Origin of the sequence: Streptomyces enissocaesilis, from assembly GCF_039533765.1 — a bacterium.
GTDB lineage: Bacteria > Actinomycetota > Actinomycetes > Streptomycetales > Streptomycetaceae > Streptomyces > Streptomyces enissocaesilis.
In genome coordinates, this window is record NZ_BAAAUD010000039.1 from 62,779 (window position 1) to 76,827 (window position 14,049).

General features: G+C 72.5%; 12 protein-coding genes, 1 tRNA gene and 1 pseudogene. 7 read left to right on the forward strand and 7 right to left on the reverse strand.

The window, feature by feature from the left end; all coding sequences use genetic code 11:
• Positions 1-137 precede the first annotated feature (137 nt).
• Both ABD374_RS18715 and ABD374_RS18720 read right to left on the reverse strand, forming a co-directional pair.
• Complete coding sequence (locus ABD374_RS18715) at positions 138-974, reverse strand: MurR/RpiR family transcriptional regulator (RefSeq protein ID WP_344496648.1); 837 nt, start codon at positions 972-974, stop codon at positions 138-140.
• Positions 975-1,071: 97 nt separating this feature from the next.
• Positions 1,072-1,617, reverse strand: coding sequence for an aromatic amino acid lyase (locus tag ABD374_RS18720; protein WP_344496650.1), 546 nt, complete (start codon positions 1,615-1,617; stop codon positions 1,072-1,074).
• 426 nt (positions 1,618-2,043) lie between these two features.
• Here ABD374_RS18720 and ABD374_RS18725 point away from each other — a divergent pair.
• A pseudogene (locus tag ABD374_RS18725) lies at positions 2,044-2,241 on the forward strand (hypothetical protein); the annotation flags it as partial.
• Positions 2,242-2,317: 76 nt separating this feature from the next.
• On the opposite strand, the gene ABD374_RS18730 reads toward ABD374_RS18725, so the two are convergent.
• On the reverse strand, positions 2,318-4,801 hold the full coding sequence (locus tag ABD374_RS18730; RefSeq protein WP_344496652.1) for a glycoside hydrolase family 95 protein: 2,484 nt from the start codon (positions 4,799-4,801) through the stop codon (positions 2,318-2,320).
• Between the two features lie 327 nt (positions 4,802-5,128).
• Here ABD374_RS18730 and ABD374_RS18735 point away from each other — a divergent pair, with 327 nt between their 5' ends.
• Positions 5,129-5,545, forward strand: a complete 417-nt coding sequence (locus ABD374_RS18735; protein WP_344496654.1) for a hypothetical protein — start codon at positions 5,129-5,131, stop codon at positions 5,543-5,545.
• A 313-nt stretch (positions 5,546-5,858) separates the two neighbouring features.
• Here ABD374_RS18735 and ABD374_RS18740 read toward each other — a convergent pair whose 3' ends face one another.
• Positions 5,859-7,259: a cystathionine beta-synthase gene (locus tag ABD374_RS18740; RefSeq protein WP_344496656.1), complete on the reverse strand. Its 1,401-nt coding sequence runs from the start codon at positions 7,257-7,259 to the stop codon at positions 5,859-5,861.
• Between the two features lie 157 nt (positions 7,260-7,416).
• Here ABD374_RS18740 and ABD374_RS18745 point away from each other — a divergent pair, with 157 nt between their 5' ends.
• The 3 genes from ABD374_RS18745 (at position 7,417) to ABD374_RS18755 (ending at position 10,955) form a co-directional block, all read left to right on the forward strand.
• Positions 7,417-8,415 (forward strand): SGNH/GDSL hydrolase family protein, encoded by a 999-nt coding sequence (locus ABD374_RS18745; protein ID WP_344496929.1) that lies wholly within the window; start codon positions 7,417-7,419, stop codon positions 8,413-8,415.
• A 196-nt stretch (positions 8,416-8,611) separates the two neighbouring features.
• Positions 8,612-9,832 carry an acetyl-CoA C-acetyltransferase gene (locus ABD374_RS18750; RefSeq protein WP_344496658.1) on the forward strand — a complete coding sequence of 407 codons (1,221 nt, stop codon included), beginning with the start codon at positions 8,612-8,614 and terminating at the stop codon, positions 9,830-9,832.
• A 232-nt stretch (positions 9,833-10,064) separates the two neighbouring features.
• Positions 10,065-10,955 (forward strand): hypothetical protein, encoded by an 891-nt coding sequence (locus ABD374_RS18755; protein WP_344496930.1) that lies wholly within the window; start codon positions 10,065-10,067, stop codon positions 10,953-10,955.
• Between the two features lie 41 nt (positions 10,956-10,996).
• On the opposite strand, the gene ABD374_RS18760 is transcribed toward ABD374_RS18755, so the two are convergent.
• Positions 10,997-11,326, reverse strand: coding sequence for a hypothetical protein (locus ABD374_RS18760; protein ID WP_344496660.1), 330 nt, complete (start codon positions 11,324-11,326; stop codon positions 10,997-10,999).
• A 100-nt stretch (positions 11,327-11,426) separates the two neighbouring features.
• On the opposite strand from ABD374_RS18760, the gene ABD374_RS18765 reads away from it, so the two are divergent.
• Positions 11,427-11,657 carry a DUF4287 domain-containing protein gene (locus ABD374_RS18765; RefSeq protein WP_344496662.1) on the forward strand — a complete coding sequence of 77 codons (231 nt, stop codon included), beginning with the start codon at positions 11,427-11,429 and terminating at the stop codon, positions 11,655-11,657.
• Positions 11,658-11,783: 126 nt separating this feature from the next.
• Here ABD374_RS18765 and ABD374_RS18770 read toward each other — a convergent pair whose 3' ends face one another.
• Together ABD374_RS18770 and ABD374_RS18775 are read right to left on the reverse strand one after the other, a co-directional pair.
• Entirely contained in the window at positions 11,784-12,671 is an 888-nt protein-coding gene (locus tag ABD374_RS18770; RefSeq protein ID WP_344496663.1) for a Bax inhibitor-1/YccA family protein, read from the reverse strand.
• 102 nt (positions 12,672-12,773) lie between these two features.
• Positions 12,774-12,855: transfer RNA gene (locus ABD374_RS18775), tRNA-Leu, on the reverse strand.
• A gap of 389 nt (positions 12,856-13,244) precedes the next feature.
• On the opposite strand from ABD374_RS18775, the gene ABD374_RS18780 reads away from it, so the two are divergent.
• Positions 13,245-14,021, forward strand: coding sequence for an ABC transporter ATP-binding protein (locus tag ABD374_RS18780; protein WP_344496664.1), 777 nt, complete (start codon positions 13,245-13,247; stop codon positions 14,019-14,021).
• The last annotated feature ends 28 nt before the right edge of the window (positions 14,022-14,049 follow it).

Here is a 14,049-nt window from a genome sequence, read left to right on the forward strand (position 1 = left end):
CCGCCCCTCCTTGCCGGCTTCGACTGTTTCCAGTCGGGGAGGGTAGCGCCCGATTCTGAGTACCGTCTGAAAAACCGCCGATGCCACGGAAGGACACAGGAGGACACGGCGCGCGGGGGCGGACCGGGGGCCGCCGGTCACTCGACGAACAGGCCCCGCGCCGCCGCCTTCGCGTCGAACTCCTCCAGCCGCGCCTGCGCGTCCGGCAGGCCGTCGCACATCGCCTCCAGCAGCACCCGCCCCAGCAGCATCGGCGCGCACGCCGTGTCGAAGGCGAGGCCCGTGCCGACCGCCGCCGGGATCAGCAGGTCGCTGTGGGCGGCCACGGGCGCGAAGGCGGAGTCGGCGACCGTCACCACCGTCAGGCCCTGTTCGCGCGCGTACGCCAGCGCGTCCACGACCTCGCGCGGATGGCGCGGCAGCGCGAAGCACAGCAGCGCGCTCGCGCCCGCCCGGCGAGCCCCGTCGATGCGGTCCCCGAGCATCGTGCCGCCCTCGTCGAGCAGCCGTACGTCCGGGTGGACCTTCGCGGCGAAGTACGCGAAACCGCGGGCCTGCGAGGAAGCGGCCCGCAGCCCGAGGACGGGCAGCGGGCGGGAGGCGGCGAGGATCCGGCCCGCCTCCTCGACCGGGCGGGGGTCGGTGAGCAGCTCGGCGAGGTGCTGGAGGTTCTCGATCTCGGCCTGGACGGCCTGCTGGTACTCGTTGTAGTGGTCCTCTCCCCGCACGGACTCGGCGGGCGCGACCTCGCGCAGATGCTTGCGCAGTGCCGGGTAGCCGTCGAAGCCGAGCGCGACCGCGAAGCGGGTGACCGAGGGCTGGCTGACCCCGGCCAGTTCGGCGAGCTCGACGCTCGACAGGAACGGCACGTCGGCGGCCTTGCGCACCATGCAGTGCGCGATGCGCCGCTGGGTCGGCGTGAGCCGGTGCCCGTCGAAGAGCTGCTGCAGTCGTGCGGCAGGGCTGTCGCTCATGCCATCCCCCTCGGAGGTCGGTGAATCGAAGGTCGGTGAATCGGAGGCCCGTGAATCCAGGGATCCGTGAGCCGGTCGAGCAGCGCGGCCGCCGCAGTCACATCATCGGTGAGCGGGCGCTCCACGTGTCCGGAATGGAGCGCGGCGTCCGCGAGCGCGAAGGGGCGCGGCCGACCGGGAGCGCCGGGTCGAAGCGCGGGTCGCACCGGCGCAACGCCCGTACGGACGCGCCGGGTTCACGGCCGGCGACATGACCGGACGCGTCACCCGCGCGCGGCGCCCGACGGGCGGCGAGCGCGGCGGGACCGGCCTGCTCCTCGACGCCCCGGGAGCGTACGGCATGGCCGAGCGAGGCGGGGGCGAGGTCCACCTGCGAGAGGGCGGTGATGTCACCCGTACCGACCGGGCCGTACTCGACGACGGGGCAGGCGCCCGGCTCCGGCGCCTCGCGCAGGGCGCTCACGACGGTGGGCCACGGCCCCGCTCCGTCCGCGAGCAGCTGGTCGGCGCGGACGGCGGGCACCGCGCGGGCCTCGCGGGCGAGCAGCGTGGAACCGATCGCACCGGCGCGGCCGCGCGGCAGACGCAGGCCGTGGCCGGCGCCTGCCGCGGTGGGCCACGGCCTCGGAGCGGTGGGCCACAACCTCGGACCGGTGGGCGCCGGCTCCGGTGGAGCGGCCGTAGGCACGACCGGATGCGGCGAGTCCGCGGGCGGCGTGCCAGGCCTCCCCGACGCGCTTCATCGCTTCGCTACCGGGCGCCGGCCGCGCCACGGCGCGGGTGAGCCGTACGGCATCGGCGACGGGGAGGCTCCGCCCGCCCAGGACGACCACCCTGTGGGACGACTTCATTCGTGCACCCCGCCCTTTCCGGACAGCTCACCCCGCCCACCGGTCGGCCGCCACCAGTGATCCACCTCGGAGCATTGCAGCCTATTCAGTCATATAGAACTCTGCATGATTGTATGCAGCCCCGGCAAGGGACGACCGGTGATCACATGTGGCGCAGCGCACGAGCGCCTCACATGACCAGCCGCACGGTCGCCCCGGCCTCGGGCACCCTCCGGAACGCCACCGTCCCGCCGCTCCTGGGGCGGGGGCTGGGGCGGAGGAAGGCGCGGGCCGGGGCCTCGGAGCTGCTGGAGACCGTCGGCCTCACCGCCGACGCCGGCCGGCACCACCCGCACCCGCTCTCCGGCGGCCGGTGGCAGCGGCAGCGGCAGCGGCAGCGGGTCGGTGTCGCGCGGGCGCCGGCGACGGATCCGCCCGGCCGGCCCCACGCACCCCGTCCCCGGCGACACGACGGGCATCGCGGCCTTCGCGGCCGTCACCGCGCGACTCCCGTCAGCCGGCCGGCCGGGCGACGATCCGGTAGTGCCCGCCGGCCCGGGTGGGCAGGGTGAGCACGCCGTCGTCCACCGTGTGGCCGGCGGGCTCCCCGTCCTCCGCATCGTCCCGTACGACACGGAACGGGCCCGCGAGGAGCGGACTGCGCAGCCTCGCGGTCACCCCGCTGCCCGAGGTGATCCGGATCTCCGTGGCCGCGCCCCGCCGCCAGTCCACGCCGACGGTGAAGTCGCCCCGGGCGCGCAGGCCGTCGTACGACCCGCGTGCGGCCCAGACGGAGGGCAGCGCGGGCAGTACGTCGACGACAGTGCCCGCGCCCGCACCTGCGTCCGCGCCCGCACCTATGTCTGCACCCGTGTCCGCGCCCGTGTCGCGCTCGTGGCTCTGGAGCAGCATCTCCGCGATGCCGGCCGTGGCCCCGAAGTTGCCGTCGATCTGGAACGGCGGGTGGGTGTCCCAGAGGTTCGGCAGGGTGGAGGACTTCAGCTGTCCGGCGAGCATCCTGGCGGCGTGGTCGCCGTCGCGCAGCCGTGCCCAGAAGTTGATCTTCCATGCCTTCGACCAGCCGGTGCCGCCGTCCCCGCGCGCCGTGAGCGACACGCGCGCCGCGTCGGCGTACGCCGAACCGGCCTCGATCCGGCGCCCCGGGTGCAGCGCGAAGAGGTGGGAGACGTGCCGGTGGGTGTTGGTGCGGCTGTCGAGGTCGGCCTTCCACTCCTGGAGCTGGCCCCACGAACCGATGCGCAGCCCGGGGTCGAGGCCGTCGAGCGCGTCCCTGACCTCCGCGCGGAACCCGGCGTCGACGCCCAGGACTTCGCTCGCCTCGGCGGTGTTCGTGAGCAGGTCGTGCACGATCTGCTGGGAGAGGGCGGGACCTGCCGTGAAGTCGCCCTGCTCGGGCGAGTAGCCGGGCGAGACGACCAGCTTGCCGTCGCGCGGGTCGGCGTGCAGGTTCGCCAGCCAGAACCGGACCGCCTCCTTCATCGCGGGATAGGCCGTCTCCCGCAGGAAGTCCTCGTCCCGGCCGAAGAGGTAGTGCTCGTACAGCTGCTGGACCAGCCAGCCGTTGGCCTCCGGCATCCAGAAGGAGGTGGGCCAGTCGTGTACGCCGGTGTGGCCGAACGCGTTGGTGTTCTGGTGCACCACCCAGCCTTCCGTGCCGAACATCGACCGGGCGGTCCTGCGCCCCGGCGCCCGCAGGTCCTCGATGAACGCGTGGTACGGCCGGGCGGTCTCCGCGAGGTTCGCCGGCTCGGCCGGCCAGTAGTTCATCTGGAGGTTGATGTTGGTGTGGTAGTCCCCGTTCCAGGGCGGGGTGTTGGAGTGGTTCCACACGCCTTGGAGGTTGGCGGGGAGCGAACCGGGCCGCGACGACGCGATGAGCAGGTACCGCCCGTACGCGAAGAAGAGCGCCTCCAGCGCGCGGTCGGCGGGTGACGCGTCGTCGCCCGTGTAGGAGCCGAGCAGCTGGTCGGTCGGTACATCGGGGGGCGCGCCCTGCCCGATGTCCAGCCGCACCCGGTCGAACAGCGCCCGGTGGTCGGCCACATGGGCCCGCCGCAGCTCGCCGTACGGCTGCCCGGCGGCCCGGTCGACGACGGCCGTGACGCGGGCGTGCGGGTCCTCGCCCCGGTAGTCCGGAGGGGTGGTGGCGTGGTCCGTCCCGGCGCAGAACACGAACATGGCGCTGTCCGCGCCGGTGACGGTGATCCGTCCGTCGTCGCCGTCGGTCCGCTTCCCGCCGGTGGTGAGGACCCGTACCTGCCCCTCGTACGTCAGCCCGTTGTCGGCGAGCGCGCCGCGGACGAGCAGCCGGCCGTCCTTCGCCGTCACCGAGGCCCGGGTCTGCGCGCTCCTGAAACCCAGCGTGAAGGAGACCTTTCCGGGCCGGTCGGCGGAGATCCGCCCGACGACGACGCCGCCGGGACGGCTGGCGAAGTACTCGCGGGTGAAGCGGGTCTCCCCGTCGCCGTACGAGACCGTGGCGACGGCGTCGGCGATGTCGAGGCCGCGGCGGTAGCCGGCGGGCGGGGCCGGAGCGCCGGGCACGTCGAGGAAGAGGTCGCCGAAGTTCTGGTAGTCGCCGAAGCCGGGGATCGTGCCGCCGGTCGCGTACGCCGGGTTGCCGAGCCGCCGGGACACCTCGTCGGGATCCATCGCCCCCTTCTCGTCGATGATCCTCCGCACGGCGGCGAGGGCCCCGGGGCGCGGCGCGGGCCAGTCGCCGTGGTCGTAGCCCTCCGCGCTGCCGGGGCCGCCGGTCCACAGGGACTTCTCGTTGAGCTGCAACCGCTCCCGTGCCACACCGCCGAAGACCATGGCGCCCAGGGCGCCATTGCCGATGGGCAGCGCTTCGCGCTCCCAGCTGGTGGCGGGCTCGTCGTACCGAAGGAGGGTGGGAGAGGCCGCGGGGACGGGGGCGGCGCCACCGGCCGTCCCCGGGGAGGCGGAGGGCGGGGCGGGACCGGTGGCCGCGGCCATGGCCGTTCTCCGGGTGCACTTCCGTGACAACGGGCCCACTCCTCAGGCAGTAGCGGCACAAGAGCTCGGACGAATGACGAGCCGAACCTAGGAGGGCAGGGGCAGTTGAGGCAATAGTGCGGCACCGCTCGGCGGGATGGGCGCTCACTCATCGGATGTACGGCGGTGGGGGAAGTGGCGGGCTGTCCGCCCGGGGCTCGGGGCGGCTCGGGCGCGGGTGCGGGTTTTCACCGGATCGAAGAGGAGGTCGCACCGACGGCTTCTCCCCTCACGAAAGGGGGGTTAGCCCTACTGCGGCAAGCCGCCCCGCTCCCTAGCGTTGTCACCATGGAAGCCCGCGACCCCGAACTGAAGAAGGAACTCGACGCCACCTTGCGTGCCCGCAAGGAGCTGGGCGAGGACTACGAGTCCGCGCTGGTCGAGTCGTTCCTGGAGAAGGTCGAGCAGCGCCTCGACAGTACGGTCGACCGCCGTGTCCGGCGCCGGCTCGCCGAGCAGCGGACGGCCACCGCCCGGGGCACCGCCGAGCCGCCGCGCGGCGGGCCGGGCTTCGGCGAGCGGTTCGGCTTCGGCGCGGTCTCGTTGGTCCTCGCCGTCCCGCTGTCGGCGATCGGTGTCGCGAACGAGGGCCTCAAGGGCCTGGTGGTGGCCTGGCTGGGCATCGTCGGCGTCAACGCGGTCCACGCGATGCGCGGTCTGCCCCGGCTGCGCGGGGACCGCGGGAAGTCCGCCTGGGAGGACTGAGGAAGGAAGAGGGAGTGTCGCGGGGACCGCCGCACCCCCGGTTGCCCGGAGGGCGGGACGACGGCGGTCCCCGCGAGGGACGCGGGCCGGGTTCGGGGCCGGCCTCCCGTCCAGGCGTCCGTGGAGGTCCGGGAGCCGCTCCGGTTGTCCTTGACGCCGACAACGACCACTGTGCCCCAGGCGTGTTAAGCCGGTGCTGCGCGGACGTGTCGCGCTCGTACCGCTTTCGCGAACCGCGGCCTTCCGCCTTCCCGGAAAGCCGCGGCCGCGGATGCGCCCACGTCCGCGCTCACGCCTGCGGTTACGTCCGCGGTTACGCCTGCGCCTGCGGCTTCGCCAGGAAGGCCAGCAGGTCCTGCCTGCTCACCACACCCGTCGGCTTCCCCTCGACCAGCACGATGGCCGCGTCGTGCTGTCCCTTGCCGCCCAGCACCGCCATCAGGTCCTCCACCGGCTCGCCCGAGCCGACCTGCGGCAGCGGCGCGCTCATGTGCTTGTCCAGCGGGTCGTTCAAGGACGCGTGCTGCGCGAACAGGGCGTTCAGCAGGTCGCGTTCGACGACCGAGCCGATGACCTCGGCGGCCATGACGTCCGGGTGGCCCGCGCCCGGCTTCACGATCGGCATCTGCGAGACGCCGTACTCGCGCAGCACCTCGATCGCCTCGCCGACGGTCTCCTCCGGGTGCATGTGCACCAGCTTGGGGATCGCGCCCTCCTTGTGCCGCAGGACGTCGCCGACGCTCGCGGACGGGCCCGACTCCTCCAGGAAGCCGTAGTCCGCCATCCACTCGTCGTTGAAGATCTTGCTGAGGTAGCCGCGGCCGCTGTCCGGCAGCAGGACGACCACGACGTCGTCGGGGCCGAGTCGCTCCGCCACCCGCAGCGCGCCGACCACCGCCATGCCGCAGGAGCCGCCGACCAGCAGGCCCTCCTCCTTGGCGAGGCGCCGCGTCATCTGGAACGAGTCCTTGTCGGACACCGCGACGATCTCGTCCGTGACGGTCCGGTCGTACGCCGACGGCCAGAAGTCCTCACCGACGCCCTCGACGAGGTACGGCCGCCCCGAGCCTCCGGAGTACACCGAGCCCTCCGGGTCCGCGCCGATGACCTTGACCTTGCCGCCGCTGACCTCCTTCAGGTAGCGGCCGGTCCCGGTGATCGTGCCGCCGGTGCCGACGCCCGTGACGAAGTGGGTGATCTTCCCCTCCGTCTGCGTCCACAGCTCGGGACCGGTGGTCTCGTAGTGCGAGCGCGGGTTGTTCGGGTTGCTGTACTGGTCGGGCTTCCAGGCGCCCGGCGTCTCGGCGACCAGCCGGTCGGAGACGTTGTAGTACGAGTCGGGGTGCTCGGGGTCGACGGCCGTGGGGCACACGACGACCTCGGCGCCGTACGCGCGCAGCACGTTGATCTTGTCGGTGGAGACCTTGTCCGGGCAGACGAAGATGCACTTGTAGCCCTTCTGCTGGGCCACGATGGCGAGGCCGACACCGGTGTTGCCGGACGTCGGCTCGACGATCGTGCCGCCGGGCTTGAGGGCGCCGCTCTCCTCCGCCGCCTCGATCATGCGCAGGGCGATCCGGTCCTTCACGGACCCGCCCGGGTTGAAGTACTCGACCTTGGCCAGGACTGTCGCCTGGATGCCGGCCGTCACGCTGCCCAGCCTCACGAGCGGGGTGTTGCCGACGAGGGTGATCATCGAGTCGTGAAATTGCACGATTTTCTCCGGGGTCTCCGTGATGGTGCAGCCCAGCGTAAAGGGCCGACGACGGCGCGTTCACCTCCGGGCGCGATTGAGAAGCGCCCACTACCGGGCAGTAAGCAAGTGTGCGGGAGGCTTCGAGGAGGTGGCTGCGACGGTGTCGAGGGCAAGGGTGGCACGGCGGATCGCCGCCGGGGCTGCGTACGGCGGGGGCGGCATCGGTCTGGTCGGCGCGGCGGCGGTGGGGATCTTCCTCGCCGAGGTCCGGCTGGCCAAGCGGTCGGTGGGTGGCGGCCGGGCTCCGGTGCCCCCGCTGGCGGACGGGCTCTACGGCATGCCCCTGGCCGGATACCCCATGGATCCCCCGCTGCGGCTCGCCATGCTCGGTGACTCGACGGCGGCCGGCCAGGGCGTGCGCCGGGCCGGGCACACACCGGGGGCGCTGCTCGCGTCCGGTCTCGCGGCGGTGGCGGAGCGCCCGGTCGCCCTCCACAACGTCGCGCAGCCCGGGGCGCGGTCCGACGACCTGGAGCGCCAGGTCACGGTGGCGCTGGCGGACCGGGAGCGGCAGCCGGACGTCTGCGTGATCATGGTCGGCGCGAACGACGTCACGCACCGCATGCCGCCCACGCAGTCGGTGCGCCACCTCGCTTCGGCGGTGCGGCGCCTGCGTACGGCGGGGGCGGAGGTGGTCGTCGGCACCTGCCCCGACCTGGGCACGATCGAGCCGGTCTACCAACCGCTGCGGTGGCTGGCCCGGCGCGTCTCGCGGCAGCTCGCGGCGGCGCAGACGATCGGCACGGTGGAGCAGGGCGGCCGTACGGTGTCGCTGGGCGACCTGCTGGGCCCCGAGTTCCTCGCGAACCCCCGCGAGCTGTTCGGCCCGGACAACTACCACCCCTCGGCGGAGGGCTACGCGACCGCGGCGATGGCCGTCCTGCCCACGCTGTGCGCGGCGCTCGGGCTGTGGCCGGAGTCGGACCGCCTGGACGCCTCGCGCGACGAGGACATGCTGCCGGTCGCCAAGGCGGCGGCGGAGGCCGCGGCGGAGGCCGGTACCGAGGTCACGGCCGCCCGGGGCCCCTGGGCCCTCCTCAAGCACCGCCGCCGCCGGCGCCTCCCCGCCCCCGCGGAACCGGCCCACCAGCCGGAGCCCCGCCGCGCGCTGTGACCCTCCGCGGCTGCGCCGAGCGGGGCGGAGCCGCGGTTTGGGGGCGGGGCGGGCAGGGGAAGGAAACCCACCGACTGAGCGGGCGCTTAGAAAAGAGGCCCGCATCACATCACCAGGTCGGTGACCGCAGCCGTACGTACGGGTAACTTCCCACTCAGCCGTGCCCAATCGCCCTTCTCGCCCTCATGGAGCCGTCGTGCCCGAAGCCGTGATCGTTTCCACCGCCCGTTCGCCCATCGGCCGCGCCTTCAAGGGCTCCCTGAAGGACCTGCGGCCCGACGACCTGACCGCCACCATCGTGCAGGCCGCCCTCGCCAAGGTGCCCGAGCTCGACCCGCGCGACATCGACGACCTCATGCTCGGCTGCGGTCTCCCCGGCGGCGAGCAGGGGCACAACCTGGGCCGCATCGTCGCCGTACAGATGGGCATGGACCACCTGCCGGGCTGCACCGTCACCCGGTACTGCTCCTCCTCCCTCCAGACCTCCCGCATGGCGCTGCACGCCATCAAGGCCGGTGAGGGCGACGTCTTCGTCTCCGCCGGTGTCGAGATGGTGTCCCGTTCCGTCAAGGGCAGCTCCGACGGCATGCCCGACACCCACAACCCGCTGTTCGCCGAGGCGGAGGCCCGTACCGCCGCCGTCGCGCAGAGCGAGGGCGCGGACTGGCACGACCCGCGCGAGGACGGCCTCGTCCCCGACGCGTACATCGCCATGGGCCAGACCGCCGAGAACCTCGCCCGCCTCAAGGGCGTCTCCCGCGCCGAGATGGACGAGTTCGGCGTACGGTCGCAGAACCTCGCCGAGCAGGCCATCAAGAACGGTTTCTGGGAGCGCGAGATCACCCCGGTCACGACCCCCGACGGGACCGTCGTGTCGCAGGACGACGGCCCGCGCGCCGGCGTCACCCTCGAAGGCGTCCAGGGCCTGAAGCCCGTCTTCCGCCCCGACGGCCGCGTCACCGCCGGCAACTGCTGCCCGCTCAACGACGGCGCCGCCGCCCTCGTCATCATGAGCGACACCAAGGCCCGTGAGCTGGGCCTGACCCCGCTGGCGCGGATCGTCTCGACCGGCGTCTCCGGCCTCTCGCCCGAGATCATGGGGTACGGCCCGGTCGAGGCCAGCAGGCAGGCGCTCCAGCGCGCCGGGCTGACCATCGGCGACATCGACCTCGCCGAGATCAACGAGGCCTTCGCCGCCCAGGTCATCCCGTCCTACCAGGACCTCGGCCTGGACCTGGACAAGCTCAACGTCAACGGCGGCGCCATCGCCGTCGGCCACCCCTTCGGCATGACCGGCGCCCGCATCACCGGCACGCTGATCAACAGCCTCCAGTTCCACGACAAGCAGTTCGGCCTGGAGACGATGTGCGTGGGCGGCGGCCAGGGCATGGCCATGGTCATCGAGCGCCTCAGCTGACCCCGTCCGGGGCCCTGGCCGCTCCCGGTTCGTAACCCAATCTCCCCCAGGATGTGATCTATCTCCTGGGGGAGAGGCATATCCCCAGGTCAAGGACGGTTGCAGGCCGAATGCCCGCCAGAAAGATCTGTCCATTTCGTGACGTAATGCACTGACAGGCGGCGCGCACTCACCTCAAGCTGATGTAGGAAGTCGGGGGATCGATGAAACCGGGAGTAAGTCAGTGAGCGCCATGCCTCTTGCCCTGCTGCTGACCACGGCCGTCGCCACGGCTGTGGGCGCCGCTGCCCTGCACGCAGTCCACGGACTGCGCAAGCAGGTCGCCGCTCTGCGTACCGAGCTGACAGCGGCCGCCGCGTTCGGCCGCTCCGGGGCCGCCGTCCCCCAGCAGCCCCGTTCCGCGGAGGCCGACGGGATACGGACGGCCGTGGCCGAGGCCCTCGCAGAGGAGCGCGAGCGCGAGCTCGCCGAGGCGCGCGCCTTCTGGGCCGCGCAGGAGGCCCGGGACGCCGCCGACGCCCCGTCGCTGCTGGGCGGCCTGGCCGGCCTGGGCGACGAGACACCTCCGTTCTTCGTCCCGCGCCAGGCGGACTTCACGGGCCTGGAGGCGTTCGACGCGTACGAGGCGCTCGAATCCCTCGACCGGGCCGACCGGGCCGACGCCCTGGATCCCCTCGGCTGCATCGAGGGCATCGACGGCATCGACGGGCTGGACGACCTGGAGCCGGCCGACGCGTTCCCCGAGGACTCCCCCGAGCTGGCCGCCGCCCGCCGCCGCCACCCCTCGCACCCGGACTTCGTGCCGGTGCAGTCTCCGGTCGTGACCGACCACGAGCGCACCGTGGCCCGCCTGGAAGAGCTCGCGGCCGCCCGTACCGCGCTCACCGACGTACGCCCGGGACCGCTCGGCACCCTCGACGTCTACGTCTTCACGGACGGTACGACGCTCTGCATGACCCCCGGCCACCGCGAGACCGCCGAGCGTCTCGCCGAGTCGCTGCGCGCCGGCGAGTCGCCGGTCCTGCTGGGCGGCTCCGGGGTCTCCGGTGCGTACGCGCTGACCTTCTCCTGCGGCGAGGAGAGCGTCTACATCCTCGCCGACCGCGTCATCGCGTCGGTCTGAGCGGTCGGCCGGCCGGTCAGGACCGGTCGGAACCAGTCAGATCAGACCTGCGCCCGCGACGCGGCGGCTCCCACCAGACGCACGGCCTCGTCCAGCCCGGCCCGGGCGGACGGGGCCGTTCCGCGTTCCAGCGCGCACGCCAGGTCATGACCGGCCACCGCGAGCTGGTCGGCCACCGCGAACGCGCCCGCGTCCGGCATGATCCGCGGCTCCCGTCCCGGCTCCTCGATCCGCTGCGCCCGCAGGGCCAATTCCCTGGCCAGGGCGAGACCTTCGGCGGCGGCGCCGCGCTGCAGGCGGCTCTGCGGGGCGGCACGCAGCCGGTCTGCGAATCGGTCCACGGCGGCCGTCAGGGGTGTTGTATCGAGCACGCCGCGACCCTACGCGCCTCCCCGGGGCTGTTGCCAACGGGCGGGCACTCGGGCACGGTGACGGGAAGGAGCACTCGCGCGAAGCGTCCGGAGGCGCCGAATGTCCCACGTCTTCTCCGAAGAGACCCACCGCAACCTGCTGTCCCGCATCCCCCACTGCACCGGTCGTGAAGTCTCCGACTGGCTCCGCACCGTGGACGACGGCCCCGCCCTCTTCCGTTTCGAGGAGAAGGTGAGCTGGCTCCGGAGCGAACACGATCTCGCCTACGGTCACGCCAAAGCGATCATCCACGAGCACGACCTGAGGCGCGCCGCCCGGCGACTGCTCTAGCGACCGGGCCCGGGCGCACATGAGGAGCGCATGGGGAAGGGCCCGCCGGACGGATGCCGGACGGGCCCTTTCTCGGTCCTCGGCGGTTCTCAGTGGCTGTCAGCAGCTCCCGGTCCGCCGGGGCGCCTAGTCGTTGCCGCTGAGGATGGAGACCAGCCGCAGCATCTCCAGGTAGATCCACACCAGGGTCATGGTGAGGCCGAAGGCCGCCATCCAGGACTCCTCGCGCGGAGCGCCGTAGGCGACCCCGTCCTCGACCTGCTTGAAGTCCAGGGCGAGGAAGAAGGCACCGAGCAGCACACCGACGACACCGAAGACGATGCCCATGGCGCCGCTGCGGAAGCCGAGGCCGTCACCGCCGCCGAACACCATGAACAGCAGGTTCACGGCGGTCAGGACCATGAAGCTGATCGCGGCGATCATCAGGTAGCGCGTGAAGCGCTGGGTGACCCGGATGATCCGGGTCTTGTACAGGACGAGCATGGTGACGAAGACCGCCATCGTGCCCAGCACCGCCTGCATCGGCGCGCCCGGCGACACCCATGTGTTCACCAGGTTGCTGAGGGCGCCGAGGAAGATGCCCTCGAAGGCCGCGTACGCCAGGATCAGCGCCGGGACGGGCTTGCGCTTGAAGGACTGGACCAGCCCGAGCACCATCGCCACGAGAGCGGCGCCGACGGCCAGGCCGATGCCGAGGTTCATCACCCATGCGACGGTGGCGCCGGCGATCACGAGGCCGAGCGTGATGCCCGTCCGCGCGACGACGTCGTCCATCGTCATGACGTTGCCGCGGGCGGGCGCCTGCGGGGCGCCGTACTGCGTGTCCTGCTGGGCGTAGGGGTTCGTCGCGTAAGGGTTCGTCGCGTACGGGTTCGCGGGGGCGCCCTGGGCGTACGGGTTGCCCTGCGCCGTACCGACGGCGGGGCCCCCGGCCTGCGGTGCCGCGGTGAAGCCCGCGGTGCCGTTGTCGCGGCTGAAGCCCCGTCGCGAGAAGACCGGGTTGCTGCTCCTCATCTCACTCCTCCATGGCCACCCTGCGTGGCCTTGACTCAAGAGTAATGGGAAAGCAAAAGGAACACCCTAGTGCCAGGGGAGGATCTTTCTGAGACCGTGACGTGCCCGGAGCCGGACTCGAACCGGCACGCCCCGAGGGGCAGCGAGGTTTAAGCTCGCCGTGTCTGCATTCCACCATCCGGGCAAGGTGCGCGGCTCCGCAATTCGCGGGTCAGAGCCTATCCGGACGGTTCCCCCGGACAGCGGAACGCCTGGCTGATGTTGTCTTATTTTATGGGCGCCTGAGGGGGCGTCAGCGCACGTAACAGGCCGTCGGCACATGCCCGGCGCGGCGGGCGGGCCCGGGGGGGCACATGCGGGAAAGGCGGAAAGTCGACTGCCCGGCCCCTGACCCTTGCTCCGCCCGCACCCTTGCCCGGCCTAGGGGACGGCGTCATACCAAAGGAGGACGGGCGGGCCCGGCGATGCGACTCAAGAGGGCCGCGGGAACGGGTACGGGGGCTGATCCGCGGGCGCCGATCGGACGGGACGATGGACGAGTCCCACAAACGTCCCCGACAGGAGTGCCCTCTCGTGACCACCACCCCCACCGCCGCCGCCCGCCGCACCACCGCGGTGGCCGCACGCGCCACGGAGCTCTCGAAGGTCTACGGACAGGGCGAGACCCAGGTGGTCGCCCTGGACCGGGTCACCGTGGACTTCCGGCAGGGTGAGTTCACCGCGATCATGGGTCCGTCCGGGTCCGGCAAGTCGACGCTGATGCACTGCGTGGCCGGGCTCGACTCCTTCAGCTCCGGCTCCGTGCGGATCGGCGAGACCGAGCTGGGCAGCCTCAAGGACAAGCAGCTCACGCAGTTGCGCCGGGACAAGATCGGCTTCATCTTCCAGGCGTTCAACCTGCTGCCGACGCTCACCGCCGCCGAGAACATCACGCTGCCGATGGACATCGCGGGCCGCAAGCCCGACAAGGAGTGGCTGGACACGGTCATCGGCATGGTCGGCCTGACCGACCGGCTCGGCCACCGCCCCACCGAGCTCTCCGGCGGCCAGCAGCAGCGCGTCGCCGTGGCCCGCGCCCTGGCGAGCAGGCCGGAGATCGTCTTCGGCGACGAGCCGACCGGAAACCTGGACTCGCGCTCGGGCGCCGAGGTCCTCGGCTTCCTGCGCAACTCCGTGCGCGAGCTGGGCCAGACCGTCGTCATGGTGACGCACGACCCGACGGCCGCGTCGTACGCGGACCGCGTGATCTTCCTGGCGGACGGCCGGATCGTCGACGAGATGCTCGCCCCGACCGCGGACGGCGTCCTCGACCGGATGAAGGAGTTCGACTCCAAGGGCCGCACCAGCTGACCCGTACGAGCCCGTCGCCCTCCGGCCG